We start from the raw sequence: 24,650 nt of genomic DNA, 5'->3' as shown, positions 1-24,650 counted from the left end.
AAGCCAGGTGGTGGCGCAGGCCGGCCGGAGGCGAAACGATTCTCTTGGGTACTCGAAACGTAGCGGTGAAGTCCCGCAGAACACTCCTGATCCGCACCGGGCACGGCTCGGCGGGGGCCGCCTCCGTCCCGGGCCTGCCGGAACTGCCGCCCGAACCGGCGGCGGAGAGCCCGATCGAGGCGCAGTCCGTGCGGCCGCCGATGCCGCTGGACCCGCCGGACCTCCCTCCGCTGGTCGCGGCGGACGCGCCGACGGCCGTCCTGCCGCCGGTGACGGACCTCACGGAGCCGGCCGCACCCGCGCCCGCGCTCGGAGCCGCGCCCGCGCTCGGAGCCGCGCCCGCGCTCGGAGCCGCGCCCGCGCGCGGAGCCGCGCCCGCGCTCGGAGCCGCGCCCGCGCGCGGAGCCGCGCCCGAACTGAGCCCCGCGCCCGTCCACCCGGTGATCCCGGACCCGCCCGCCCAGCCGCCGACCGTCCCCGCGCCGAGCTGCCCCGAGCCGCCCTCGATCACCGGCACCGCCCCCGCCTTCCAGCCCCTGTTCGCCGACGCTCCCAGCCTCAACTGGGCTGGACCCGGAGACAGTTGGAGCGAGGCCTGGGCCACGCAGCCACCCGCCCGGCATCTCCCGGCCGAGCTCCCCTCCGGGCAGGTCGGCGCCGCACAGATCGGCGCCACGCAGAGCAGCCCCGCCGTCGAGCTCCCCCTGACCGCACGGGACATCGAGCTGATCCGGGCCAGCCTCGCGGCGGTCGAGCCGGTCGCCGACCGGGCCACCGCGCACTTCTACGCGCTGCTCTTCCTGCACCACCCCGAGGTCCGCTCGCTCTTCCCGGCCGCCATGGACGTCCAGCGCGACCGGCTGTTCCGCGCCTTGCTGTCCGCCGCCCGCGGCGCCGAGGACCCGGCGGCGCTGCGCGCCCGGCTGGGCGCGCTCGGCCGCGGCCACCGCCGCTACGGCACCCTGACCGGCCACTACGCCCCGGTGGGGGAGTGCCTGGTGCAGGCGCTGGCCAGGTACGCGGGCGGCCGCTGGGACGCCGACACCGAGCTGGCCTGGCGCCGGGCCTACCGGCTGATCTCCACCATCATGATCGAGGCCGCCGAGGAAGCCGCCCGCACCTCGCCGCCCTGGTGGCAGGGCGAGGTGGTCCGGCACGAGCGCCGCACCCGGGACGTCGCGGTGGTCACCGTCCGCCCGGACCAGGCGTACCCGTTCCGGGCCGGCCAGTACTGCAGCCTGGAGACGCCTTGGTGGCCACGGGTCTGGCGGCACTACTCCTTCGCCACCGCGCCCCGTCCGGACGGGCTGCTGACCTTCCACGTCAAGGCCGTCCAGGCGGGCTGGGTGAGCAACGCGCTGGTGCACCGGGCCGCGCCCGGGGACGTGCTGCGGCTGGGCCCGGCGGCCGGCTCGATGACCGTCGACCACAGCGCCGGGGTCGATCTGCTCTGCCTCGGCGGCGGCACCGGCATCGCGCCGATCCGAGCCCTGGTCGAGGAGGCGGCCGAGCACGGCGTGCCCGGCCGCGGCGTCGAGGTGTTCTACGGGGCCCGCCGCGCCGCCGAGTTGTACGAGCTGGACGGGCTGCGCGAGCTGGCCGCCCGCCACCCCTGGCTGACCGTGCGGCCGGTGCTGTCCGGCACCGGGCCGGCCGAGGGCGCGCTGACCGGTGAGCTCCCCGAGGTGGTGGGCCGGTTCGGCTCCTGGACGGGCCGCGACGCGGTGCTCAGCGGGCCGCCCGCGATGGTCCGCCGCGGCGTCGAGGCGCTGCTGCGGGCGGGCGTGCCGGCCGGGCGGATCCGGCACGACCTGGTGGGCGACCTCGCGTCCCGGTGATCACCCCAGGTCGGGTGCGAGGAGCGCGCGGATGCCCTCGATGTTGGCCGCCAGGTACGCCCGCAGTTTGGGCGGGACGACGTTCACCGAGGTCACGCCCTCGCGGGTGAACGGCAGCCGGACCACCTCGTACTCGCCGTTCGGGTCCGACACCTCGGGCCCGTGCCGGCGGCTGAGGTCCATCGAGGCCAGCCGGCAGACGAAGAAGTGCTGCACCTTGACCCCGTGCGGGTGCAGCAGGGTGCCGTCGTCGTGGTGGGTGTGGCTGATGGTGTCGACGAAGGCGGGCACCACGTCCACGACCTTGCCGCCGAGTTCCTCGTCCACCTCGCGGTGCAGCGCGTCGACCACCGTCCGGTCGTCGCGCTCGACCCCGCCGCCGGGGGTGATCCAGTACGGGTGCGGCGCCCCGGGCCGGACCCGCCGGATCAGCACGATCGAGGCCGGGCCGTGCGGATCGTCCGGGTCCAGCTCCAGCAGGATGGCCCGGGCCGTGCGCTTGACGACCGGGCGCGGTGGCGGGGTTCGGTTGTCGGGGTCCATGGTGACCTCCGGGGCTGGAGCGTTGTGCGGAAGTCTCCCGCACCGGGCGGGGGTCGAAACGCCGACCGGGCGGGTGCATCCGTTCGGGGTTCCGAACGACGAAGGGGCCCGGACCGGGTGGAGCCACCCGGGCACGGGCCCCTCTCGCATCCGTGCACGGGCCGCTTCGGATCCGCGCACGGCGGCGGTCAGTCGTCGTCCAGGGCCAGGTGCAGGCCCCAGGCGACCAGGCTGATGATCAGCGCACCGACCAGTGCGGAGCCGAAGTTGACCACGTGGAAGTCCAGCGACAGCTTGGTGGACGCCCAGGAGGTCAGCAGCAGCATCAGGGCGTTGATCACGAAGGTGATCAGGCCGAGCGTGAGGATGAACAGCGGGAGCGAGAACAGCTTCACCACGGGCTTGATCAGCCAGTTGATGACGCCGAAGACCACGGCGACGGCGAGCACCGTCATGGCCTTGTGCTGCCAGTCGGCCTTGCCCTCACCGAGCTGGATGCCGCTGACGATCCAGGCGGCGACCCAGATGGCCGCCGCGTTGATCAGTGTCTTGATGACGAAACCCTTCATGCCGCCCAAGCGTGGCAGGCGCCCAGCCCGGGGGGAAGCTCCCGTCGGACGAGTGGTGTTGAATGCACCTGGTCCACGCGGTGTACGGACGAGGGAGGACGGCAGCGGTGAAGCTGTTCCGGCTGGACGAACTGGATGCCGAGCGGGCGGCCAACGACGGTGCGTACCTGCGCTTCCTGCGCGAACCGCGGATGTCCGCCGGGCTGTACGCGCTCTCCCCCGGCGACACCGACCCGCAGACCGCGCACGAGCAGGACGAGATCTACCAGGTGATCAGCGGCCGCGCCGAGCTGACCGTCGGCGCCGAGACCGCGACCGTCGCGCGCGGCACCGTGGTGTACGTCCCGGCCGGCACCCCGCACAGGTTCCACCACATCACCGAGGAGCTGCGGGTGCTGGTGGTGTTCTCCCCACCGGAGGACTGACGCCGGGCGGCTAGGGTCGTTCGTATGAGCCGCAGTCTGACCGAAGAACTCTGGGCGTCGATCGAGCCGATCTACGCCGAGATCCTCGCCCATCCCTTCATCGGCGGCCTCACCGACGGCACCCTGCCGCGCGAGGCCTTCCGCCACTTCGTCGTCCAGGACTCGCACTACCTGCGCGACTACGCCCGCGCGCTCGCCGTCTGCGCCGCCAAGGCGCCCGGCGAGCAGGACGTACGGGCCTTCGCCGACGACGCGGTCGGCGCGCTGGCCGCCGAGCAGGGCATGCACGCCGAGTTCCTCACGGCCTTCGGCGGCACCGTCGAGGAGGCCGCCGCCGAGCCGGTGCTGCCCACCACCCGGGCCTACACCAGCTACCTGCTGGCCACCGTCTACGGCGGGTCCTTCGCCGAGGCGCTCGGCGCGGTGCTGCCCTGCTACTGGATCTACGCCCGGGTCGGCGGGGCGCTGCTCGCCCAGGGCTCCCCCGACCCGCTGTACGCCAAGTGGATCGCCACCTACGGCGACGAGGCCTTCCAGTCCGTGGTGCGCCGGGTGCTGGCGCTCACCGACCGGCTCGGAGAGGAGCTGTCCGCAGCCGAACGCCGCAAGGTGGTCGAGCACTTCAGGACCACCGCGCGCTACGAGTGGATGTTCTGGGACGCCGCCTGGCGCGGGGAGCGCTGGCCGGTCTGACCGCCGTCCGGGGTGCCCCGCCCAGTCGGTCTCGGGGGTCTCCCCGGGGGTGGGGATCGGGGTGATCTCGGGGTTCTCTCCGGGCCGTTGGGCCTCGTTCCGGGGCTACGGCCACCGTACGATCGAAGCATCGAAAGCAAGCGGGATGCGGCACCGAGTCGGCAGCCGGCCCGAGGGGAGAAGAGGAACCGACATGGCTGAGCTCTGGAAGTCGCTGCCCTCCTGGGTGCGCAACATCGTCATCCCGGTGCTGGTCCTGGTGCTGGCCTGGAACATCATCGCCTTCGTCTTCGGCGTGGTCGGCGCCCTGCTGAGCATCCTGATCAAGCTGCTGGTCGTGGTGGGCATCGCGGCCGCCGTGGTGATCCTGGTGAAGAAGGCCGCGAAGAGCTGAATCCGCTCCGCCGCGCGGACCGCGGCGGAGCACCCCGGAGGCCCGGCACCCCGTGAACGGGGGCCGGGCCTCGGCCTTTTCGGCCGGATTTCGGTTCGGGGGCCGTCTGGACCTGCGGCGATCGGCTCGCTACCGTGTTGGGCGTCATATGCAGGCAACACCGCCTGCGACGCGGGAGCTCGGAGCACCGGGCTGAGAGGGCGCTGACCGGAACGTCGACGGACGGACCGACGGCTGCGTCGACCGCAGGAACCTGGACCGGGTAATGCCGGCGTAGGGAGTAGAGGTCAGATGACCACGTTCGAAGCACAGCCGCAGTCTGCCCGGACCACCCCCAGCAGCGAGCGCACCGGCTACCCGACCCCGGCCTGGCGCAAGGCCTACCGGGACGGGTCCCGCCCGGACCTGCGGGTGCCCTACCGCGAGGTGCGGCTCACCAACGGCAGGACCGTGCCGCTGTACGACACCTCCGGCCCGTACACCGACCCGGCGTACGAGCCCGACGTGCGGCGCGGCCTGCCCGCCCTGCGCGACTCCTGGATCCGCCAGCGCGGCGACGTCGAGGAGTACGACGGCCGTGAGGCGCGCCCCGAGGACGACGGGATCAAGCACACCTCGCCGCGCGGCGGCAACCTGCGCAACCTGGACGCCGTCTTCCCCGGCCGCCCGCGCCGCCCGCTGCGCGGTCGCGGTGGTGTGGCCGTCACTCAACTCGCCTACGCCAAGCGGGGCGTGGTGACGCCGGAGATGGAGTTCGTGGCGCTGCGCGAGGGCCTGGAGCCCGAGTTCGTGCGTGACGAGGTGGCCCGCGGCCGCGCCGTCATCCCGGTGAACGTGAACCACCCCGAGGTGGAGCCGGCCATCATCGGCACCAACTTCCTCGTGAAGATCAACGCCAACATCGGCAACTCCGCCGTGACCTCCTCGATCGAGGAGGAGGTGGAGAAGATGACCTGGGCCACCCGCTGGGGCGCCGACACCGTCATGGACCTCTCCACCGGCCGCAACATCCACACCACCCGCGAGTGGATCCTGCGCAACTCCCCGGTGCCGATCGGCACCGTGCCGCTCTACCAGGCCCTGGAGAAGGTGGACGGCAAGGCCGAGGACCTGAGCTGGGAGGTCTACCGGGACACCATCATCGAGCAGTGCGAGCAGGGCGTCGACTACATGACCGTCCACGCCGGCGTGCTGCTGCGGTACGTCCCGCTCACCGCACGCCGCAAGACCGGCATCGTCTCGCGCGGCGGCTCGATCATGGCCGCGTGGTGCCTGGCGCACCACAAGGAGAACTTCCTCTACACCAACTTCGAGGAACTCTGCGACATCCTGGCGAGCTACGACGTCACCTTCTCGCTCGGTGACGGCCTGCGCCCCGGCTCGATCGCGGACGCCAATGACGAGGCGCAGTTCGCCGAGCTGCAGACCCTCGGCGAGCTGGGCCGGATCGCCCGCGAGCGCGACGTCCAGGTGATGATCGAGGGCCCGGGACACGTCCCGATGCACAAGATCAAGGAGAACATGGATCTCCAGAAGGAGATCTGCGACGAGGCGCCGTTCTACACCCTCGGCCCCCTCACCACCGACGTCGCCCCCGGCTACGACCACATCACCTCGGGCATCGGCGCCGCGATGATCGCCTGGTGGGGCACCGCGATGCTCTGCTACGTCACCCCCAAGGAGCACCTGGGCCTGCCCAACCGGGACGACGTCAAGACCGGCGTGATCACCTACAAGATCGCCGCCCACGCCGCCGACCTCGCCAAGGGCCACCCCGGCGCCCAGGAATGGGACGACGCCCTCTCCGACGCCCGCTTCGAGTTCCGCTGGGAGGACCAGTTCAACCTGGCCCTCGACCCGGAGACCGCTCGCGACTTCCACGACGAGACCCTCCCCGCCGAACCCGCCAAGACGGCCCACTTCTGCTCGATGTGCGGCCCGAAGTTCTGCTCGATGAAGATCAGCAAAAGCATCAATGAGCAGTTCGGCCAGGGTCAGGCCTCGCCGGAGTACGACGAGACCGCCGTCGAGGGCATGAAGGCCATGTCCGAGGAGTTCAAGGCCCACGGCAACAAGGTCTACTTGCCGATGGCGGACTGACGCACAACCGGAGCGCCGTCCCGATCGATCTCGGGGCGGCGCTCTCTCGTGCTCGCCCGCTCACCGCGGGGAGCCGGGGCCGGGCAGTTCGCGCTGGGTTCGCAGCGGCGAGAAGAAGACCGGTACCCAGACCGTGGCGAGACCTGCCGCGGCGACCCACAGGGCGGTGCGAACGGAGGCGAGTTCGCCCAGCAGGCCGGCCAGGGCCGCACCGATCGCGAGTGAGCCGGTCAGCAGGACTCGCATGGTGGCGTTCATCCGGCCGAGCAAGTGGTCCGGCGTCACGCTCTGGCGGAAGCTCACTTTGATCACGTTGTCGATGCCGACCTTGCAGGTGGTGATCAGCCAGGCCAAGGCCGCGAGCCAGAGCGCCGGGCCGCGACCGGCCAGCGCCAGCAGGACACCGAACGGTGCGACGGCCAAGCCCATCAGCCACAGCACCCGCCCGGCGCCGAACCGACGGGCCAGCCGGCGGGCCGCGACTGAACCGATGAACACCCCGAGGCCGCCGACCGCGAAGAACAGGCCGATGACGCCGTCGGAGAGACCGAGTTCACGGGCGAACAGCACCGGCAGCATGGTCTGGCACAGCTGGATCGACAGGTTGGTGCAGGCTCCGGCGAGCGCGACGGCCCGCAGGGTCGGATGGCCGAACACGAAGCGCAGGCCTTCGCGGATCTCGCCGCTGAGGCGTGCGTCGCGCCGGTGCTGCGGCTGCGGCTCAGCCCGGCGGATGCGCAGCAGGAGGATCGCCGACCACAGGTAGCTGGCCGCGTCGACCACGATCGCTGTCGGGGCGGACAGCAGCGCCACCAGGAAGCCGCCCGCGCTGCGCCCGCCGATCTGGGTGAGGGCGTCCACGGTCACCAGATGGGCGTTGGCCTGGGTGAGTTGGTCCCGGCCGACCAGTTCGGGCAGTTGGCTCAGCGTGGCCACGTCGAAGAAGACCGTGGCCGCGCCCGCCAGCAGGACCACCAGGAAGAGCTGTTGGATCGTCAGGCAGCCGAACAGCCAGGCGGCCGGCACCGACCCGAAGAGCACGGTCCTGACCAGGTCGGCCGCGATCATCACCGGTCGCTTCCGGATCCGGTCCACCCATGCTCCGGCCGGCAGGCCGATCAGCAGGAAGGCGAGGGTGCTCAGCATCGCCAGCAGGCCGACCTGTCCGGGTGAGCTGTGCAGGGCAATGACGGCGGTCAGTGGTGTCGCCAGGGAGCTCACTGCGGTGCCGAGCTTGCTCGCCGCGGCGGCGGCGACGAGCAGACGGAAGCCTGGGTTCCGAAGGGCCGAGGGATACGGATCGAGGGTGGGCGCGGCCGTGCCCGGCCCGTGGACGAGATCAGTGCTGGTCATGGAACGAGGTTCCTGTCGCGCCGGGCGGCCGACAAGGAATTTAGGCTGTACTGAATCCTGACCCGTTGGCCGCGAGGTCTTCCGCCGCAGAAGGGCTGCACCGTGCTGGACATGGCGTTCTCGGTCCGCGACCTGGCCCGCACGAGGTTCGCCCTGTCGCCGCTGTGGGAGGTGGTCGCCAGTGTCAGGGTGTTGAAGCGCCCGGCCGAGCACCCGCTGTACCGCTCATGGAGTGACGAGGTCCGTCGCCGGTTGGCCGCCTCGGGGCTCGACTGGCGTTTGTTGGCCGATCTGGTTCCGGAACCGCCCCGCGCGATACCGGTCTTCGTCGCGCCGCCACCGACAACCTCGGTCGTCGATCTGGGACTTGAGCTGGCCGTGCTGCGCGCCACGCCGTCCGAGCAGGTTCGCTCCGGCCTCAGCGGTCCACGCGCGCCGCGTTCCGAGCGGATCGATCGGCTGCGCGGCGATCCGCGCCATGGTCTCGCGGAGCTCGCCGAACTCGTGGCGGCCTACTGGGAGATCGCCATCGCACCGTACTGGCCCCGGATGCGCTCGCTCCTGGAGGGTGACGTGCTGTACCGGGCCAGGCTGTTCGCCGAGCGCGGAGCGGACCAGTTGCTGGGTGACCTGGGGTCCAGCGTGACCTGGGACGAGGACACCCTGTACGTCGGGCACCACTACGCCCGCGGCAGTCGGCAACTCGGCGGGCGCGGTCTGCTGCTGGTTCCGTCGGTGTTCGTCTGGCCCCGGGTCTTTTCCGTCATCACCCCGAACTGGCAACCCGCCCTGCGCTATCCGCCGCGCGGCGTGGCCACACTGTGGGAACGGCGGTCCGCCCTCCCGCAGGCCCTGGCATCGGTCATCGGCCGGTCCCGGGCCCGCCTGCTGGCCGAACTCGACACGCCCGCCCCGACGACCGACCTGGCCCGCCGCACAGGGATCACCGCCGGCGGAGTTTCCCAACACCTGGCCGCCCTCCGCGCCGCCGGCCTGGTCGGTGCCCACCGCAGCGGCCGGTACGTGCTGTACGTCCGCACCGAGGCGGCAGAAGTCCTGCTTGCCGCTGCGGATGCACGTAATGACGAGGCGGATGTGCTGCCTTCGGGCTGAAACTCTCCTCGATGAAGATCTCGCAGAAGATCCGCGACGAGCACGGTGACGGCTCCAGCGCCGTCGATACCGAGTTCGACGCCGAGGCGCTGGCCGGCATGCGGGCCAAGTCCGAGGAGTTCGCGGAGCGCGGCAACCGGGTCTACCTCCCGCTGGCCGACTGACGCACGCTGAGCGCCGTCCCGAGGGTGTTTCCGATCCCGGGGCGGCGCTCAGTCGTCGCGTCAACGGCCTTCGCGGCCGCGACTGGCCCGCGGCGCGCGTCTGGTGACCGTGTCGCCGCAGATCCCGGATGAGTCCCTCTCGTTGGCCGAGCGCGAGCAACTCGCCTTCGACGTGCTCAGCGACCTCGGCTCCGATGTCGCGAAGCAGTTCGGCATTGCTTTCGACCTGTCCGATGAACTGGGGGCTGTCTACGACCGGTTGGGCTTCGACCTGCAACGCGTCAACGCACGCCGAGGCCGGCGTGCACGCCATGTCCGAGGAGTTCACGGCGGGAGCGAGGTCTGCTCGCCCAAGCCGCCCCAAATTCCGTGGAGGAGGCGGTCGGCTTGTCGATTTAATGTCAGGAACTCGACGGGCGGTATTTAATCCGGCTGGTCCGCCGAATGGTCATCCGCTATTCTCCGGCACGGCGCGGTGGGGGGATTCCACGCGTTGCCGCATTAGATAGCGGGCATTTCGAACTTTTTGGGGTTGAGTTGAGACTTCGGCGCGCAATTCTGGCGGCCTCGCTGCTCGCGTCCCCGCTCGCGCTGGCGCTGCCGGCCCAGGCGGCGGGCCCGGACAAGGACCACTCCGTGCAGATCGAGGGCTTCACCTCGGTGGAGGCCGGCGGGGGTTGGTCCGAGGGCACGGTGACCGTCAAGAACGACGCGGACGCGCCGTACGGCGGCCAGCACCTGGTGCTCTACCTGGGCAGCGAGATGCTCGGTACGGACCAGGTCGTCGCCGAGTACGCGGACGGCGCCTCCGGTAGTTGGCAGCCGGTGAAGCTGGTCAACCAGGCGATGAGCAACAAGCCCACGGGCTACGAGGGTGTCGCGGCCGATCTGACCGGCGCCGGGATCGACGTCCAGCCGCACGCCGCCCGCACCTTCAAGCTGCGGTTCAAGCTGGTGCAGTCCAAGCACGAGGGCCCGTGGGAGGACGTCTCCGTCCAGGCCATGCTGGCGGCGGCGCTCGACGCGAACGGCCAGGTCAAGGACTGGACGGCCACGACGCAGAAGACCGTCAGGACGACCGGGCTCACCACCGCCGTCACCGGCCTGCCCAAGGACGTCCCGGCGGACGGGAAGCCGCACCCGTTCCAGGTCTCGATCAAGACCGCCAACGGCTTCGACTGGCACCTCACCCAGGCGTCCTTCTTCGTCTGGGCCGGCCAGAAGTACGGTGGGCACGGACCGGCCGCCTGCGACGCCCAGGTGGACGTCCAGGACCCGAAGGACGGCAGCTGGCACAAGGTCGGCACGGTGGCCGCCGGCATCGACGGCCAGGACGTCAACCTGACCAAGTGGGCCACCGGTCCGGTGGACAACCGGGTGCTCAACGCCCGGATCACGCTCGGCAGGAACTTCAAGACCGACAAGGACGCCTCGCTCGGCTTCGGCTACTACCCGGGTGCCGGTCCCATGCTGTTCTGGGCCACGCAGCCGTTCGCCGCCACGCCGGTCGAGGGCGCTCCCGAGTGCGTGAACCCGGACGCGCCCACCCCGGCGCCTTCCACGACGACCGCGCCGACCGTGACGCCCACCGTGCCCGCCGCGACCTCCGCGCCGGCCGTCGTCCCGGTCTCCGCGCCCACCACGGCCGCAGCGACCACGGCGCCCGCCTCGGCCTCGGCCGCCGGCACCGGTGACCGCTCCGAGCTGGCCGACACCGGCTCCAGCGGCCTCGGGCTGACCACCGGTATCGGCGGTGCCCTGCTGGCGGCCGGCGGGGCCGCAGTGGTGCTGGCCCGCCGGGCCCGCCGCAGCTGACATCGGCTTGACGACGACGGGCGCCGTCCCGGTCCTCCCCCGTGGGGCCGGGACAGCGCCCTTTTCCGGTGGCGGCTGTTCAGCTGGTGGCGTCCTGGGGGTACCAGCGGAGTTCGACGGTGTTGCCGTCCGGGTCCTGGACGTAGAGGGAGGTGGCGGTGCCGCGGGCGCCGTAGCGGGGGCCGGGGCCGTCGAGGACGGTGAAGACGCCGGAGTCGACGACCTCCTGCCAGTCGAGGGGCTCGACGGTGAGGCAGATGTGGTCGACGTTGGACTCGTGCCGGGGGCGGTGGAACAGGTCGATGATGGTCTCGGGGGTGACCCGCACGGACGGGAACGAGACCTTGCCGGCCCGCCACTCGTCGACCCTGACCGGCTCCAGGCCGAGGAGGCCGGTGTAGAAGGCGAGGGATCGCTCGATGTCGGCGACGTTGAGGACCAGGTGGTCGAGGGCGACGACGCGCATGGTGATCGGCTCCGGTGGGGTGGGTTCGCTGGGGACGGGTTCAACGATCCTCCGCGCGGAGGAGATCATCAATGCCGGATCGCCGTACGATCGTTGAGTCGGACTAAACGGTTCGGGGCTCGATGACGGGGGAGACATGCTGGAGCGGCTGGAGATCGAGGTCTTCCTCGCGCTGACCGAGGAACTGCACTTCGGCCGGACCGCCGAGCGGCTGCGCCTCACCACCGGGCGGGTCAGCCAGGTGGTCAAGACTCTGGAGCGCCGGGTCGGTGGCCCGCTGTTCGAGCGCACCAGCCGGTCCGTCCGGCTCACCCCGGTCGGGCGGCAGCTGGCCGAGGACCTCGCTCCGGTGGTGGCAGCCCTGGAGGAGGCGCTGCGCCGGGCGGTGGACGCCAGCCGGGGGGTGACCGGCGAGCTGCGGGTCGCGTTCCTCGGGGAGTGGACGGCGCCGGTGCTGCTCAGGGCGGTGGCGCTGTTCGGCGAGCGCCACCCTGACTGCCGGGTGGACGTCCGGGAGGTCCATCTCTCCAACTCCCGCTTGAGCCTGGAGGACGGCTCGATCGACATCCTGGTCGCCTCCTACCCCTTCGACGGCATGACCCTCGGCCCGGTCCTGCTCACCGAGCGGCGCGCCCTGGCCGTCCCGGCCGGGCACCCGCTGGCCGCGGAGGCCTCGGTGTCGCTCGAAGTGCTCGCCGACCACCCGGTGGTGCAGTACCCGGCGGTGACCTCGATCGGCTTCAAGCGTGACCGCACCCCGGACCGCACCCCGTCCGGGCGCCTCGTCCCCCAGGGCCCGTCCGGCGGGACCTTCTCCGAGATGCTCAGCCTGGTCGCCATGGGCCGGGGCGTCCTCCCGGTCGGTGAGCACTGCCGCCAGTACTACCCGCGCCCCGATCTCGCCTACGTCCCGATCCACGACGCCCCGCCGATCGAACGCGGTCTGATCTGGCGGCCGGGCAACACCACCGCGCGGGTCCGCGAGTTCGCCCGGGCCGCGGCCGAGGTGGCCGCCGGCGGGTAGCGGGGCGTCCGCGGCCGGGGTGAGCCGGCTTCCCCTGGCGGGGATCCCGGCTCGGGCGTCAGGAGATCGCGCGCAGGCGGGTCGGGGCCGGCCGGGTCAACCGGTCGAGGTGGGCGGCGGTTTCGGGATCGGCGGGGAGGAGGACCAGGAGCTGTTGGGCGTCGGCGGGGAACTCCAGGATCTCGCGGTGGAGCCGGAGTTCGGGTCCGGTCGGGTGCTGGAGGCGCAACGGGCCGCGGCGGGGGACGAGTTGGTTGCCCAGGCGGCGGGTGAACTCGGGGCCGGCGACGGGGGCGAGTTCGGTGCTGAGCCACTCGGAGCTCTCTGCGGAGGGACCGAGCCAGAGGTCGAAGGCCTGTTCGTCGGCGATGTCGTCCCAGTCGGCGAAGAGGGCGCGGGCGCGGGGGTCGGTGAAGACGTAACGGGTGAGGTTGGGGGCGGGGTGGTCGAGGAGACCGGCGGCGCCGAGGACGGTGGCGTAGCCGGGCGTGTGGGCGAGGACGTCGCCGAGGCGGTTGGTGACGGCGGCGATGCCCGGTTCGAGCAGTCGGAGGGTGTCGCGGACGGTGGGGCGGACCTCGCGGGAGGGCGGGGCCGGGCGGACGTGGTTGGGGCAGGCGCCGCCGGCGATCTTCGCGAGGTAGCGCAGGTGGGTGCGCTCGGCGGGGTCGAGGCTGAGGGCGTCGGCGAGGGCGTTGACCACGGCGATGGAGGGGTTGCGGTCGCGGCCCTGTTCCATCCGGGTGAGGTACTCGACGCTGATGCCCGCGCGGATCGCGAGGTCGGCGCGGCGCAGTCCGGGTGAGCGTCGGCGGCCGTGGTCGGGCAGGCCGAGCGTCTCGGGCTGGATGCTGTCGCGCTTGGCGCGGATGAAGTCCCCCAGTGGTGTGCCCATGTGGCGATCGTACGGGCCGGGGCGGTGCGGAGGGTGGCCCTGTGGGGGCCAGCCTGGGCACGGTCTGGCTGCGCCTGCCGGGCGGGCCGAGAGTGGTGGCCATGGAGAAGAACACGCACAAGTTGGTCGTCCTGGTCGGCAGTGTCAGGGAGGGCCGGTTCGGCCCGGTGGTGTCCGCGTGGGTGGCCGAACAGGCCGCCGCGCACGGCGGGTTCGAGGTCGAGGTGGTCGATCTGGCGGAGGTGGACGTGCCGCTGGCCCTGCCCGCCGCCTCGCCGAAGTTCGCGGGCGCCGACTACCCCCGCCCGGCCGGGATGGCGAAGCTGACCGGGGCGCTGGAGGGCGCGGACGCCGTCCTGATCGTCACCCCCGAGTACAACCACAGCTACCCCGCCTCACTGAAGGCCGCCATCGACTGGCACTTCACCCAGTGGACGGCCAAACCGGTCGCCTTCGTGAGCTACGGCGGAGCGGCCGGCGGCCGGCACGCGGTGCTGCACCTGGAGAACGTGCTGAACGAGCTGCACGCGGTGACCATCCGGGACGGCCTGGCCTTCCCGAACTACTTCACCGCCTGGTCGGACGGCCGCCCGGACGACCCGCAGGCGGCCGGCTACGCCAAGGCCATGCTCGACCAACTGTCCTGGTGGGCAGGCGCGTTGAAGAACGCCCGGGCCGCCGCCCCGTATCCGGCCTGAGTCGGGGGCGACGATGGAGTACGTGAAGCTCGGCGGCACCGAGCTGGAAGTCAGCCGGATCGCGCTCGGCTGCATGGGCTTCGGCGGCAGCGGCCGCGGGCACAACCCCTGGGCGCTGGACGAGGAGGCGGCCGCGCCGGTCTTCCGGCGGGCGGTGGAGCTCGGCATCACCTTCTGGGACACCGCCAATGTGTACGGCGGCGGCGCCTCCGAGGAGCTGGTGGGCCGCGCGGTGCGGCGGTACACCCGGCGCGAGGACGTCGTCCTGGCGACCAAGGCGGGCCTGCCGATGCACGACGGACCGGGCGGCTCGGGGCTGTCCCGGCGGGCGATCCTGGAGCAGGTCGACGGTTCGCTGGCTCGGCTCGGCACCGACCACCTGGACCTCTTCCAGCTGCACCGCTTCGACCCGGCGACCCCGGTCGAGGAGACCGTGGCGGCGCTGCGCGAGGTGGTGGCGGCCGGGAAGGTCCGGTACGTCGGGGCGTCCTCGATGTGGGCGTGGCGGTTCGCGAAGCTGCGGCACGCCGCGGCCCGGGACGGCGGCCCGGCCTTCGTGTCGATGCAGCACCAGTACAGCCTGGTGCAGCGCGAGGAGGAGCGGGAGATGTTCCCGCTGCTCGCCGACCAGGAGGTGGGCAGCCTGGTGTGGTGCCCGCTGGCCTCGGGTCGGCTGGCCCGCCCGTATGGGCAGTCGACGGCCCGATCGGCCGGGGACCAGGTGGCCGGGCGGTTCTTCGCGGACGTCGACCGGCCGATCGTGGACGCCGTGCAGTCCGTCGCCGAGGCCCGCGGGGTGCCGATGGCGCGGGTCGCACTGGCCTGGGTGCTGGGCAATCCGGTGGTCACCGCCCCGATCGTCGGCGCCACCCGACCGGGCCACCTCGACGACGCGGTGGCCGCGTTGGACGTCCGGTTGACCGGGGCGGAGGTGACGGCGCTGGAGACGCCGTACACGCCCCGGCTGCCGACCGGCTTCTGAGTCGAACCGCCGAACCGCCGAGCGGCCGCGCGGCGCGCCCGCCCGGTTTCCCGAGGGGTGGCTCCTGACGGACGTCCGGCTCGGCTCAGCCCACGTCGTCCGGTCCGGTGAAGTCCGGCGAGGTGTAGCCGGGGCCGGTGAAGTCGGGCGGGGTGAAGGCGGCGGGCCGGGGGGCGTGGCCGTCGGGGTCGGTGAGGCCGTCCGGGCCGGGGCTGGTGAAGGCGGGCGGGGTGTAGCCGGGGCTGCTGAAGTCGGGGCTGCTGAAGCCGGGTGCGGGTCGGCCGGGGACGGCGGGCAGATGGGTGAGCAGGTAGGGCAGCAGCCCGCGCTCCCGCAGGGCGGTGCGCCACTCGTGGCGGGCGGCGGCGAGTTCGGCGGCCAGCTCCCGGTCGGTGCCCGCCGGGACGGCGGCGGCGCCGTCGCGTATGGCGGTGAGGAGCAGCCCGGTGATGCCGACGGCCATCGCGGCGACTCCGGCGGCGAGCGCCACCCAGCCGGCGGTGACCAGGGAGCGGGCGAGGGGGAGCCCGGAGTCGGCGGCGCGCAGCAGGTAGCCGATCAGCAGCAGGGCCAGTGCGGCGGCCCAGGCGAGGATCGGGGTGAGCACGGTGAGGACGGGGAACAGCCCGGCGCCGCCGTTGGCGGAGCGCAGCTGGCTGAGCAGGCTGGGGGCGTACGGTTCGACGCCGGCCGGCGGCGGGGGCGTGGCGCGCAGGTTCTCGCGCAGCGCGGTGTAGTGGGCGTACTCGGTGGCGGCCGCGGCGTTGATGCGGTCGGCGTCGCGCAGCGCGCGGACGCGCAGCTGGTCGGCGGTGAGCGCGCCGGGGGCGCGCAGGGCGGTGAGGACGGTGCGGTCGCGCAGGGCTTCGCCGAGGAGGCGCTCGTACTCCGGGCGGTCCTCGGCGAGCAGCGGCGGGGGGTTGGACATGGGGACCCCGTTCATGCGGACTCCGATCGGCATCGCGGAGGGACGCGCATCGAGGACGCGGGGACCCTCAGGAGGCCGAAACGGGCGCGGAGGCGGGCCGCCGGACGGGCGGCCGGGTGTGGTGTGCCTCATGGTAGGGGCGGGTGCAGCCGTGCTGACAGTCGGTTTCCGGAATTTCGCGCCCCGGACCGCGCGCGCGTGGCGGCCCGAGCGCCGGGAACAACTGTTCGAGTATTGGCGGGAGTTGACTACCGGTCGGGTGGTCAGATCGGCAGCCGCGCGACCAGCAGACGCCCTTCCATGGTGACCCCGCCGTCCATCGCCACCGCCAGGTCGTCCGCGTAGACGTACGGCCCGGGGATGTGCGGCGGCTGCCCGTCGTCCGCGTGCGCCGCGCCGGTGAGGTACGGGATCGGGCTGTGCCCGTGCACGATCCGGGTGCCGCCGTAGGTGTCGAGCAGCTCGTGGACGGCCATCGGCCCGGCGTCGCCGCGGAAGGCGAAGCGCTTGGTGAAGCGGCGGAAGCAGTCCCACCACTCGTCCACGCTGCCGTCCGAGAGCAGGCTGTGCACCGCGTCGTTGACGTCGGGGATGGACTCGCCGTACTCCAGGTACGCGGTGGTGTCGGAGTGCAGCAGCAGGTGCCCGTCCTCCAGCGCGACGGCGGGCAGCCGGGAGAGCCAGCTGATGTGGTGGGCCTCCAGCCGGTCCAGGTCGTTCTGCTGGCCGCCGTTGAGCCGCCAGGCGGCGAGGAAGGAGGCGGTGCCGGCGGTGGACTGCACGGGCTCGTCGCCGTACTTGGCGGCGCCGAGGAAGAGCAGTTCGTGATTGCCCATCAGGGCGCGGCAGTAGCCACCGGCGGCGGCGGCCTCGGCGGCGAGCTGCATGACCAGGTCGATGACGCCGATGCCGTCCGGGCCTCGGTCGGTGAAGTCGCCGAGGAACCAGATCCGGGCCCGGCCGGCCGACCAGTGGCCGTCGGCGTCGATCAGGCCCTGGTGGCGCAGTTCGGCGCGCAGCTCCTCCAGGTAGCCGTGCACGTCGCCGACGACGTAGACCGGGCCGGGCGGCTCGTCGGGGCCGGGGGCCGGGTACGGGTAGGTCGGCGCGGCGGGGTCGGGCAGCGGCGGGCCGAGCTCGATGGTCGGCGGGTCGTCGCGGCCGGGGAGCTGGAGGGCGGGGGAGGGCTGGTCGGGCAGGGTGGGCTCGTAGCCGGCGCGGTCGTCGTAGCCGCTCTGGTCCTGGCTCTCGTAGGCGTCCTGGCCCTCGTAGACGTCCTGGTTCTCGTAGGCGTCCTGGCCCTCGTAGGCGCCGTCGTACTGTCCCTGGTGCGGGAACGCCGGGGCCTGGTCGGTGTTGAGCCCCTGGGCGTGCACGGTGTGGCCGTGTCCCTGACCGTCCGCGGGCCAGTGCTGCTCCAGGTAGCGGGCGCCGCCGTAGCCGCTGTAGGTCTCCGCGTCGTACGGCGTGCCCTGGTAGCCCTGGGCGGGCTCGGGTTCGTAGTAGGTGCCGTACGGCAGCACATCGAGGTCCGGCTGGTGGCGGGGGCCTGAGTGGGGGTGCTCAGGTCCGGGGAAGCGGTCCTCGGGTGTCATTCGCCCATCATAGGAAGACCTCTCTCCCGCCGTCGTCACCTGGTGGGTATCCAATCCTCCGGAGCGTCAGCCGGGCGGTCCCGCAAGGTCCGTTTTGTCCCGGCTCGGTATGGTCTCGTCGGCGCCTCGACGGGGTGTCGGCCCGGGCCGAGTGGGGTCTAGACCTCACCCGGGGGTCGGGGCGGGCTGACGGTGGTGCGCGGACTCCGCCGCTGGGAGGAGGCGCGGACGATCAGCTCGGTGGGCATCAGGGTGCCCGGCGGCGGGCCGTTCCCGGCGGTGCGGAAGCGCGGCGGGAAGAGCCGGGCGATGTCCACGCCCGTCCCGGAGTCGACGCCCTCGATGGCGTCGATGAGCAGGTTGACCACGGTGGTGCCGATCTTGCGCGGCTTGAGCGAGAGTGTCGTGATCGGCGGTTCGGTGGCGGCGTAGACGTCGCTCTCGCTGCAGCAGACCAGCAACAGGTCGTCCGGCACCCGCAGGCCGTAGCGGCGCGCGGCGGCGAGCAGGTCGGTGCCGTTGGGGTCGAACAGTCCGTAGACGGCGTCCGGCCGGTCCGGGCGGGCGAGCAGCCGGTCGGCGGCCACCGCGCCGGCCGCCGGGTCGTGCGCCGGGTAGGCCTCGTACACCGGCTCCTGGCCGACCTTGGCGCACCAGCCGAGGTAGGCCTCGGTGGAGAGCCGGGTGTAGGTGTCGGTGCTGGTGCCGGTGAGCAGGCCGATCCGGCGGGCTCCGGCCTCGGAGAGGTGGTCGAGGATGCCGAGCACGGCGGCCTCGTGGTCGTTGTCGACCCAGGCGGTGACCGGGCAGTTGCCGGGCTTGCCGTCGCTGACCACCGGGACGCCGGACCGGTACAGCTCGCTGACCAGCGGGTCCTGGTCGGGCGGGTCGATCACCACGGTGCCGTCCAGGGCGATGTTGCCCCAGACGTCGTGCCGGGAGGAGGCGGGCAGCACCACCAGCGCGTAGCCGCGGCCCAGGGCGGCGCTGGTGGCGGCCCGGGCCATCTCGGCGAAGTACGCGAACTCGGTGAAGGTGAAGGGTTCTTCGCCGTAGGTCGTGACGGTCAGCCCGATCAGGCCGGACCGTCCGGTGCGCAGGGTGCGGGCGGCCGCCGAGGGGCGGTAGCCGAGGCGCTCGGCGACCTCGCGCACCCGGCTGCGGGTCTCGTCGGGCAGGCGGCCCTTTCCGTTCAGCGCGTCGGAGACGGTGGTGATCGACACTCCGGCGGCTGCTGCCACATCCCGGATGCCGGCCCGCTCCAAACGCCGTGAGGTGGTGGGACGCCGACCGCTCTGGTTGGCTGCTGCTGTCATGGCGGACCGATCGTATGGCTCCTGACAAGGGTCTGTGACCGGCGCATCGGGAGCCTTTGGAGATACGTTTCTCCGCTAGTGAGCCGGGGTGCGCCCCTTCGATACCCGCTCGAAACCAGCCGTCTTACCTCTGACATGTGCCATGGGAACCAGGCAGAATGGCTGATCTGCGTCTGTAACCCGTCCGGGCATCTCACTCCTACGGGTGAGGGCCGGTCGGTATCGTGCAAGGCACCCGACCGGGGTGGTCCGGGCGCGTTCCGAGTTCCCGGGGCATGGCGGTGATCCCGACCGTGGCACGGCGGGCGGACCGGAGAGACACGAAGGAGTACGACCGTGAGCAGTGGTACGTCAGCGCAGGGCCCGCGCCTGCGGCCGACCCTGGACGGCATCCCCACCTACAAGCCCGGCAAGCCGGCCGGCGCCGATGCCTACAAGCTGTCCTCGAACGAGAACCCCAACAACCCGCTGCCGGGTGTGCTGGAGGCGGCGGTCGCGGCGGCCGGCTCGTTCAACCGCTACCCGGACATGGGCGTCGGTGAACTGACCGCGGAGCTGGCCGCGCGCTTCGGCGTGCCCGCCGAGCACATCGCCACCGGCACCGGCTCGGTCGGCGTCGCCCAGTCGCTGGTCCTGGCCACGGCCGGCCCGGGCGACGAGGTGATGTTCGCCTGGCGCTCCTTCGAGGCCTACCCGATCATCACCCAGATCGCCGGTGCCACGCCCGTCCCGGTGCCGCTCACCGCGGGCGGCGACCACGACCTGGACGCGATGCTGGCCGCGATCACGCCGAACACCCGGCTGATCTTCGTCTGCAACCCCAACAACCCCACCGGCAACGTGATCCACCGCGCCGAGCTGGAACGCTTCATCGACGCCGTGCCGAGCGACGTCCTGGTGGTCGTCGACGAGGCGTACATCGAGTTCATCCGCGACCCCGAGGTGCCCAACGGCATCGACCTCTACCGCGACCGCCCGAACGTCTGCGTGCTGCGCACCTTCTCCAAGGCGTACGGCCTGGCGGGCCTGCGGGTCGGCTTCGCGATCGCCCACGAGCCGGTGGCGAACGCGCTGCGCAAGACCGCCGTCCCGTTCGGCGTCAGCCAGCTCGCCCAGGACGCCGCGGTCGCCTCGCTGCGCTCGGAGCAGGCGCTGCTGGAGCGGGTGGAGGCGCTGGTCGAGGAGCGCAACCGGGTGGTGGCCGGGCTGCGCGCCCAGGGCTGGGAGATCCCGGACTCGCAGGCCAACTTCGTCTGGCTCTGGCTCGGCGAGCGTTCGACGGAGTTCGCCGCGGCCTGCGCCGAGGCCGGCGTGATCGTCCGGCCGTTCCCGGAGGGCGTGCGGGTGTCGATCGGGGAGGCCGAGGGCAACTCGATCTTCCTGTCGGTGGCGGAGGCGTTCCGCAAGGAGATCAACGGCTGACGTCCTCCGGTTCGCAGGGGCGCACTCCACGGGGGTGCGCCCCTGCGGCGTCCCCGGGCCGGCCGTCTGAGGATGCGCTGCCGGATGGCTGGGGATCGCTGGGAGGGCGCTGGGAGTTCGGCCAACGGCTGGCCAGGCCCGGGCCAAGGCGTCCGCGCTGGGTGAGCGATAAGTCCGCAATGCCCGGATCCGGCCGGTCAGTCTTCTCCCAGCTCGTGCCCAGAGCTCCGCAAGAGCGCCCGGCGAAGCTGTCCGCCATGAAGGTGCTCCCACGGCGGCGAGGCGCCGTCCTCGTCAACTCCGCGCTCGGCGTGGCCCTGCTGGGCGGTGCGGCCCTGGTGTACGCCACGGTCGACGGCAGCGGCGGCACGGCTGCGGCCAAACCCGTCGCCCGTACCGCGACCGTCGCCAAGGGGACGGTCCTGGCCACCGTGTCCGGAACCGGCACCCTGGTCTCGCCGACCGACGCGGCCCAGGACTTCACCACCGGCGGGCGGCTCACGGCCGTCAAGGTCGCGGTGGGGGATGCCGTCAAGAAGGGGCAGGTGCTCGCGACCGTCGACACCACGGCGGCCCAGCAGCAGGTGGACGCCGCGCAGGCGGCCCTCACCACGGCCAACGCCAATCTCACGAAGGCGCAGGCCGGGGTCACCACGACGACCACCGAGCCGCTGCCCCAGACCTCCGCTCCCTCGCCCGCACCCTCGGGTGCGGCGTCGGGCAGCGGCGGCGGTCGCGGGGCGGGCGGGAGCAGTGTGCCCGCCCCGCAGACCACCACCATCACCACCACCAAGGTCGACGACGCGGCCGTCGCCCAGGCCCAGCAGCAGGTCGCCACCGCGCAGACCAACCTCACCAACGCCCAGGCGGCGCTGGCCGGCACCACCCTGACCGCGACGGTGGACGGGACGGTCGCCTCGATCTCGGCGAAGGTCGGCGACACCGTCGGGGCCTCCGCCTCCGCCTCCGGATCCTCGTCCTCCTCCGGGGCCAAGTCGACCGGTACGAGCGCCGGTTCCGGCTCCCCCAGCGGCTTCATCGTGCTGACCAACCCGACCGGGATGCAGGTCACCGCCAACTTCTCCGAGCTGGACTCGCTCAAGCTGAAGAAGGGCGAGGCGGCCTCCGTCACCCTGAACGCGCAGTCCGACACCAAGCTCAACGCGACCGTCCTGTCGGTCAGTTCGCTGCCGTCGAGCAGCTCCGGCGGTGCCGCCGGTTCGTCGGCCGTCCAGTACGCGGCCACGCTGCAGCTCAGCGGCGACACCAGCACCCTGCGCACCGGCCTCAGCGCGACCGTCCAGGTGATCACCGGCGAGGCGGACAACGCGCTCTCGCTGCCCACCTCCGCCCTGTCGGGCACCGGAACCTCGCGGACCGCGACCGTGGTGCACACGGACGGCAGCTCCGAGCGGGTCACCGTCGGGGTCGGCGTCGAGGGCGACAGCACCGTGCAGGTCGTCTCCGGGCTGAAGGAGGGCGACAAGGTCGAACTCCCCACCACCAGCGGCGGCAACGGCTTCCCGAACGCCTCCTTCCCGGGCCTCGGCGGCGGGGCGGGCGGCCGGGGCGGCGGCGCCGGCGGCGCAGGCGGCTTCCCGGGTGGTGGTGGCGGTGGCTTCTCGGGCGGTGGCGGCGGCGCCGGCGGCGGCCGCGGCGGTAAGGGCTGAGCATGCAGCACGTCATCGACAAGCGCGTCCCCGCGCATCCCGTACCGGTGATCCGGATCAGCCGGCTCACCAAGTCGTACGGGCACGGCGACGCCACCGTGCACGCCCTGCGCGGCCCGGACGACCCGGCGACCGGCGGCCCGATGGGCGTCAGCCTGGACATCGAGCAGGGCGACTACGTCGCGGTGATGGGCAGCTCGGGCTCCGGCAAGTCCACCCTGATGAACATCCTCGGCTGCCTGGACGTCCCGACCTCCGGCCGCTACCTGCTGGACGGCATCGACGTCGGCCACCTCGACGAGCAGCAGCTCTCGCTGGTCCGCAACCGCAAGATCGGCTTCGTCTTCCAGTCCTTCAACCTGGTGCCCCGCACCACCGCCCTCGCCCAGGTCGAGCTGCCGCTCGCCTACGCGGGCGTGCGCGCCGCCGAGCGGCGGCGCCGGGCGCTGGCCGCGCTGTCGCTGGTCGGGCTGGGTGAGCGCGGCGGGCACAAGCCCAACCAGCTCTCCGGCGGCCAGCAGCAGCGCGTCGCGGTGGCGCGCGCCCTGGTCACGGCCCCCGCGCTGCTGCTGGCCGACGAGCCCACCGGCAACCTCGACAGCCGTTCGACGGACGAGGTGCTGGCCCTGATCGACGGGCTCAACGCCACCGGCCGCACGGTCGTGCTGATCACCCACGAGGACGAGGTCGCCCGGCACGCCAAGCGGGTGCTGCGGCTGGTCGACGGCCAGATCGTGAGCGACGTCCGGCAGGCGCCCGCGGACGGGCCGCCGCCCTTCCTGCACCAGATGGGAGTGCCGGCGTGATCCTCTGGCAGACGCTCCGCTTCGCGGTCGGCGGCCTGGCCGCCAACAAGGTGCGCTCGGCGCTCACCATGCTGGGGGTGCTGATCGGTGTCGCCTCGGTGATCCTGCTGCTGGCGGTCGGCAACGGCTCGTCCCAGGCGGTGAAGGACTCGATCACCTCGCTCGGCACCAACTCGCTGACGGTCAGCGCTGGTTCGGCGGCCGGTGGCTCGCGGGCCACGTCCTCGGTGAAGAAGCTGACGGTCGCCGACGCCAAGGCGCTGGCGAGCGACGGCGACTCCTCGGCGATCAAGTCGGTCGCACCGGTGGTCACCACGAGCGGGACGGCGCTGTACGGCGACATCTCGTACAGTCCCGGCTCGATCGTGGGCACGTACCCGGCGTACTTCGAGACCTCCAACCAGAAGGTCGCGCACGGCGAGTACTTCACCGATGACGACGTGCTGGGGTCGCGCAAGGTCGCGGTGCTCGGCGCCACGACGGCCAAGCAGCTGTTCGACACCGAGGACCCGGTCGGGAAGAAGATCGTGCTCGGTGGCACGCCGTTCACGGTGGTGGGTGTCCTGCAGGCCAAGGGCGGCAGCGGCTTCACCGACCCGGACGACGTGGTGATCGCGCCGCTGCCGACGGTGCAGAACGCGTTCACGGGCTTCGGGCCGGTCAACCAGATCCTGGTGCAGGCCTCGTCGGCCGACACGACGACGGCGGCGCAGTCGGAGATCACCCGGGTGCTGCTCGGGACGCACGCGATCACCGACCCGACGAAGGCGGACTTCCGGATCACCAACCAGGCGTCCCTGCTGACCGCCCGGGAGAGCACGACGAAGACCTTCACCGTGCTGCTGGGTGCGGTGGCGGCGATCTCGCTGCTCGTCGGCGGGATCGGGATCACCAACATCATGCTGGTGACGGTGACGGAACGAACGCGTGAGATCGGCATCCGCAAGGCGCTGGGTGCGCCGAGGGCCGTGATCCTCGGGCAGTTCCTGACCGAGTCGACGCTGCTGTCGGTGGTCGGCGCGGGGTTGGGCGTGGCGGCCGGGATCGCCGGCTCGCACTTCAGCATCGTCGGCATCAAGCCGGTGGTGATCCCCGAGTCGGTGCTCGGCGCGTTCGGCATCGCCGTCGCCATCGGGCTGTTCTTCGGCAGCTACCCCGCCAACCGGGCCGCCTCGCTGCGGCCGATCGACGCCCTCCGGCATGAGTAGGAGCAGTTCTTCGATGAATCAGGCCGATCAGGTTGCACTGCTCGCCACTCCGCCGGACGCGCGGGACGTCAGTGGGGAGCTGGCGGCGCCGCCGAGGCGGAAGCTGCCTTGGCTGAGCTTGGTGCTGGCGGGTGGAGTGATCGCCACCGTGGCTTTCGCCGGCGGGGTCTGGTACCAGCAGGGGCAGGCTCCGAGCGGGAAGTCCTCCTCTCCTCGGGCTGCTTCGGCTGCTGCCCCTGCGGCGGGCGGGTACGGGCAGGGCGGCGGGCGCCGAGGTGGTCAGGGCGGCCAGGGTGGTCAGGGCGGACAGGGCGGCTCGCAGCCCGGTTTCGCGCGGGGCACCGTCAAGGCCGTGGACGGCAACACCGTGTACCTGACGGATGCCAACGGCAACACCATCAAGGTGACGACGGCGGACTCGACCAAGGTCCAGCTCAACAAGGAGGGCAAGGTCGCCGACCTCCAGCCCGGCCAGAGTGTGACGGTCGTCGGCACGCCGGACTCCAACGGCGGCTACAACGCCAGCCAGCTCGTCGAAGGCGCCGCTGCCGGCGGTTTCGGTGGCGGTGGCGGTGGCGGTGGCTTCGGAGGCGGTAACCGGAACCCGTCCGGCGGCTGACCCGGAGCCGTCGG

Annotated in this window: 24 protein-coding genes and 1 pseudogene; 17 read left to right on the top strand and 8 right to left on the bottom strand. The window is 72.4% G+C overall.

The annotated features are described in order from the left end of the window. Positions 1 to 65: 65 nt before the first annotated feature. A complete protein-coding gene (locus ACZ3UD_RS05420; RefSeq protein ID WP_465582539.1) occupies positions 66 to 1,838 on the top strand; it encodes a globin domain-containing protein in 1,773 nt (590 codons plus the stop codon). On the opposite strand, the gene ACZ3UD_RS05415 is transcribed toward ACZ3UD_RS05420, so the two are convergent. Continuing rightward, positions 1,839 to 2,381, bottom strand: coding sequence for an NUDIX domain-containing protein (locus ACZ3UD_RS05415; protein ID WP_465582537.1), 543 nt, complete (start codon positions 2,379 to 2,381; stop codon positions 1,839 to 1,841). It abuts the gene before it with no gap. 188 nt (positions 2,382 to 2,569) lie between these two features. Continuing rightward, a complete protein-coding gene (locus ACZ3UD_RS05410; protein WP_465582535.1) occupies positions 2,570 to 2,950 on the bottom strand; it encodes a phage holin family protein in 381 nt (126 codons plus the stop codon). Between the two features lie 107 nt (positions 2,951 to 3,057). Here ACZ3UD_RS05410 and ACZ3UD_RS05405 point away from each other — a divergent pair, with 107 nt between their 5' ends. From ACZ3UD_RS05405 to thiC, 4 genes are all read left to right on the top strand, one after another. After that, a complete protein-coding gene (locus ACZ3UD_RS05405; RefSeq protein ID WP_380608921.1) occupies positions 3,058 to 3,375 on the top strand; it encodes a cupin domain-containing protein in 318 nt (105 codons plus the stop codon). Between the two features lie 24 nt (positions 3,376 to 3,399). Beyond that, positions 3,400 to 4,068, top strand: a complete 669-nt coding sequence (gene tenA, locus ACZ3UD_RS05400; protein WP_465582532.1) for a thiaminase II — start codon at positions 3,400 to 3,402, stop codon at positions 4,066 to 4,068. 193 nt (positions 4,069 to 4,261) lie between these two features. Continuing rightward, a complete protein-coding gene (locus ACZ3UD_RS05395) occupies positions 4,262 to 4,462 on the top strand; it encodes a DUF5326 family protein (RefSeq protein ID WP_380608924.1) in 201 nt (66 codons plus the stop codon). A gap of 291 nt (positions 4,463 to 4,753) precedes the next feature. Then, positions 4,754 to 6,562 carry a phosphomethylpyrimidine synthase ThiC gene (thiC, locus tag ACZ3UD_RS05390; protein ID WP_465582530.1) on the top strand — a complete coding sequence of 603 codons (1,809 nt, stop codon included), beginning with the start codon at positions 4,754 to 4,756 and terminating at the stop codon, positions 6,560 to 6,562. 60 nt (positions 6,563 to 6,622) lie between these two features. Here the strand turns inward: thiC and ACZ3UD_RS05385 are convergent, their stop codons facing one another. After that, entirely contained in the window at positions 6,623 to 7,915 is a 1,293-nt protein-coding gene (locus ACZ3UD_RS05385; RefSeq protein ID WP_465582528.1) for an MFS transporter, read from the bottom strand. A gap of 111 nt (positions 7,916 to 8,026) precedes the next feature. Here ACZ3UD_RS05385 and ACZ3UD_RS05380 point away from each other — a divergent pair, with 111 nt between their 5' ends. From ACZ3UD_RS05380 to ACZ3UD_RS05365, 4 genes and pseudogenes are all read left to right on the top strand, one after another. Next, positions 8,027 to 9,028: an ArsR/SmtB family transcription factor gene (locus ACZ3UD_RS05380; protein WP_465582526.1), complete on the top strand. Its 1,002-nt coding sequence runs from the start codon at positions 8,027 to 8,029 to the stop codon at positions 9,026 to 9,028. Positions 9,029 to 9,039: 11 nt separating this feature from the next. Continuing rightward, on the top strand, positions 9,040 to 9,192 hold the full coding sequence (locus ACZ3UD_RS05375; RefSeq protein ID WP_465582524.1) for a thiamine biosynthesis protein ThiC: 153 nt from the start codon (positions 9,040 to 9,042) through the stop codon (positions 9,190 to 9,192). An 85-nt stretch (positions 9,193 to 9,277) separates the two neighbouring features. Continuing rightward, a pseudogene (locus ACZ3UD_RS05370) lies at positions 9,278 to 9,478 on the top strand (redoxin domain-containing protein); the annotation flags it as partial. Between the two features lie 251 nt (positions 9,479 to 9,729). Next, complete coding sequence (locus ACZ3UD_RS05365; RefSeq protein WP_465582522.1) at positions 9,730 to 11,007, top strand: hypothetical protein; 1,278 nt, start codon at positions 9,730 to 9,732, stop codon at positions 11,005 to 11,007. Between the two features lie 79 nt (positions 11,008 to 11,086). Here the strand turns inward: ACZ3UD_RS05365 and ACZ3UD_RS05360 are convergent, their stop codons facing one another. After that, complete coding sequence (locus tag ACZ3UD_RS05360) at positions 11,087 to 11,473, bottom strand: VOC family protein (RefSeq protein ID WP_380608927.1); 387 nt, start codon at positions 11,471 to 11,473, stop codon at positions 11,087 to 11,089. 136 nt (positions 11,474 to 11,609) lie between these two features. Between ACZ3UD_RS05360 and ACZ3UD_RS05355 the strand changes: the two genes are divergently transcribed. Further along, complete coding sequence (locus ACZ3UD_RS05355) at positions 11,610 to 12,497, top strand: LysR family transcriptional regulator (protein WP_465582519.1); 888 nt, start codon at positions 11,610 to 11,612, stop codon at positions 12,495 to 12,497. A 58-nt stretch (positions 12,498 to 12,555) separates the two neighbouring features. On the opposite strand, the gene ACZ3UD_RS05350 is transcribed toward ACZ3UD_RS05355, so the two are convergent. After that, on the bottom strand, positions 12,556 to 13,392 hold the full coding sequence (locus ACZ3UD_RS05350; protein ID WP_465582517.1) for a helix-turn-helix domain-containing protein: 837 nt from the start codon (positions 13,390 to 13,392) through the stop codon (positions 12,556 to 12,558). A 101-nt stretch (positions 13,393 to 13,493) separates the two neighbouring features. On the opposite strand from ACZ3UD_RS05350, the gene ACZ3UD_RS05345 reads away from it, so the two are divergent. Both ACZ3UD_RS05345 and ACZ3UD_RS05340 read left to right on the top strand, forming a co-directional pair. Then, on the top strand, positions 13,494 to 14,090 hold the full coding sequence (locus ACZ3UD_RS05345) for an NADPH-dependent FMN reductase (RefSeq protein WP_465582515.1): 597 nt from the start codon (positions 13,494 to 13,496) through the stop codon (positions 14,088 to 14,090). A 13-nt stretch (positions 14,091 to 14,103) separates the two neighbouring features. After that, a complete protein-coding gene (locus ACZ3UD_RS05340; RefSeq protein ID WP_465582513.1) occupies positions 14,104 to 15,072 on the top strand; it encodes an aldo/keto reductase in 969 nt (322 codons plus the stop codon). An 85-nt stretch (positions 15,073 to 15,157) separates the two neighbouring features. Here ACZ3UD_RS05340 and ACZ3UD_RS05335 read toward each other — a convergent pair whose 3' ends face one another. From ACZ3UD_RS05335 to ACZ3UD_RS05325, 3 genes are all read right to left on the bottom strand, one after another. Then, positions 15,158 to 16,015 carry a hypothetical protein gene (locus ACZ3UD_RS05335; protein ID WP_465582511.1) on the bottom strand — a complete coding sequence of 286 codons (858 nt, stop codon included), beginning with the start codon at positions 16,013 to 16,015 and terminating at the stop codon, positions 15,158 to 15,160. Positions 16,016 to 16,263: 248 nt separating this feature from the next. Further along, on the bottom strand, positions 16,264 to 17,595 hold the full coding sequence (locus ACZ3UD_RS05330) for a metallophosphoesterase (RefSeq protein WP_465582510.1): 1,332 nt from the start codon (positions 17,593 to 17,595) through the stop codon (positions 16,264 to 16,266). A gap of 158 nt (positions 17,596 to 17,753) precedes the next feature. Continuing rightward, the gene (locus tag ACZ3UD_RS05325; RefSeq protein ID WP_270145572.1) at positions 17,754 to 18,911 is read right to left on the bottom strand and encodes a LacI family DNA-binding transcriptional regulator; all 1,158 of its coding nucleotides are present in this window, start codon (positions 18,909 to 18,911) and stop codon (positions 17,754 to 17,756) included. Between the two features lie 336 nt (positions 18,912 to 19,247). Between ACZ3UD_RS05325 and hisC the strand changes: the two genes are divergently transcribed. From hisC to ACZ3UD_RS05300, 5 genes are all read left to right on the top strand, one after another. Further along, complete coding sequence (gene hisC, locus ACZ3UD_RS05320; RefSeq protein ID WP_465582508.1) at positions 19,248 to 20,333, top strand: histidinol-phosphate transaminase; 1,086 nt, start codon at positions 19,248 to 19,250, stop codon at positions 20,331 to 20,333. Between the two features lie 257 nt (positions 20,334 to 20,590). Continuing rightward, a complete protein-coding gene (locus ACZ3UD_RS05315; protein ID WP_465582506.1) occupies positions 20,591 to 22,003 on the top strand; it encodes an efflux RND transporter periplasmic adaptor subunit in 1,413 nt (470 codons plus the stop codon). A gap of 2 nt (positions 22,004 to 22,005) precedes the next feature. After that, a complete protein-coding gene (locus tag ACZ3UD_RS05310) occupies positions 22,006 to 22,809 on the top strand; it encodes an ABC transporter ATP-binding protein (protein ID WP_465582504.1) in 804 nt (267 codons plus the stop codon). Then, entirely contained in the window at positions 22,806 to 24,017 is a 1,212-nt protein-coding gene (locus ACZ3UD_RS05305) for an ABC transporter permease (protein ID WP_465582502.1), read from the top strand. The genes ACZ3UD_RS05310 and ACZ3UD_RS05305 overlap by 4 nt, the downstream gene beginning before the upstream one ends. A 13-nt stretch (positions 24,018 to 24,030) precedes the next feature. Beyond that, a complete protein-coding gene (locus tag ACZ3UD_RS05300) occupies positions 24,031 to 24,636 on the top strand; it encodes a hypothetical protein (protein WP_465582500.1) in 606 nt (201 codons plus the stop codon). The last annotated feature ends 14 nt before the right edge of the window (positions 24,637 to 24,650 follow it).

The organism is Kitasatospora sp. NPDC023118, assembly GCF_055560875.1.
Note: the sequence above shows the minus strand (reverse complement) of the source record. Positions and strands in the feature narration are given on the sequence as shown.

Bases quoted from the DNA above. Each gene is read 5' to 3' on its own strand.
- ACZ3UD_RS05330 (WP_465582510.1), bottom strand. From the start codon at position 17,595: ATGACACCCGAGGACCGCTTCCCCGGACCTGAGCACCCCCACTCAGGC.
- ACZ3UD_RS05350 (WP_465582517.1), bottom strand. From the start codon at position 13,392: ATGGGCACACCACTGGGGGACTTCATCCGCGCCAAGCGCGACAGCATC.
- ACZ3UD_RS05380 (WP_465582526.1), top strand. From the start codon at position 8,027: ATGGCGTTCTCGGTCCGCGACCTGGCCCGCACGAGGTTCGCCCTGTCG.
- ACZ3UD_RS05410 (WP_465582535.1), bottom strand. From the start codon at position 2,950: ATGAAGGGTTTCGTCATCAAGACACTGATCAACGCGGCGGCCATCTGG.
- tenA (WP_465582532.1), top strand. From the start codon at position 3,400: ATGAGCCGCAGTCTGACCGAAGAACTCTGGGCGTCGATCGAGCCGATC.
- ACZ3UD_RS05325 (WP_270145572.1), bottom strand. From the start codon at position 18,911: ATGACAGCAGCAGCCAACCAGAGCGGTCGGCGTCCCACCACCTCACGG.
- ACZ3UD_RS05415 (WP_465582537.1), bottom strand. From the start codon at position 2,381: ATGGACCCCGACAACCGAACCCCGCCACCGCGCCCGGTCGTCAAGCGC.
- ACZ3UD_RS05345 (WP_465582515.1), top strand. From the start codon at position 13,494: ATGGAGAAGAACACGCACAAGTTGGTCGTCCTGGTCGGCAGTGTCAGG.
- ACZ3UD_RS05375 (WP_465582524.1), top strand. From the start codon at position 9,040: ATGAAGATCTCGCAGAAGATCCGCGACGAGCACGGTGACGGCTCCAGC.
- ACZ3UD_RS05300 (WP_465582500.1), top strand. From the start codon at position 24,031: ATGAATCAGGCCGATCAGGTTGCACTGCTCGCCACTCCGCCGGACGCG.
- ACZ3UD_RS05340 (WP_465582513.1), top strand. From the start codon at position 14,104: ATGGAGTACGTGAAGCTCGGCGGCACCGAGCTGGAAGTCAGCCGGATC.
- ACZ3UD_RS05335 (WP_465582511.1), bottom strand. From the start codon at position 16,015: ATGAACGGGGTCCCCATGTCCAACCCCCCGCCGCTGCTCGCCGAGGAC.
- ACZ3UD_RS05310 (WP_465582504.1), top strand. From the start codon at position 22,006: ATGCAGCACGTCATCGACAAGCGCGTCCCCGCGCATCCCGTACCGGTG.
- ACZ3UD_RS05355 (WP_465582519.1), top strand. From the start codon at position 11,610: ATGCTGGAGCGGCTGGAGATCGAGGTCTTCCTCGCGCTGACCGAGGAA.
- thiC (WP_465582530.1), top strand. From the start codon at position 4,754: ATGACCACGTTCGAAGCACAGCCGCAGTCTGCCCGGACCACCCCCAGC.
- ACZ3UD_RS05315 (WP_465582506.1), top strand. From the start codon at position 20,591: ATGAAGGTGCTCCCACGGCGGCGAGGCGCCGTCCTCGTCAACTCCGCG.
- ACZ3UD_RS05395 (WP_380608924.1), top strand. From the start codon at position 4,262: ATGGCTGAGCTCTGGAAGTCGCTGCCCTCCTGGGTGCGCAACATCGTC.
- ACZ3UD_RS05385 (WP_465582528.1), bottom strand. From the start codon at position 7,915: ATGACCAGCACTGATCTCGTCCACGGGCCGGGCACGGCCGCGCCCACC.
- ACZ3UD_RS05360 (WP_380608927.1), bottom strand. From the start codon at position 11,473: ATGCGCGTCGTCGCCCTCGACCACCTGGTCCTCAACGTCGCCGACATC.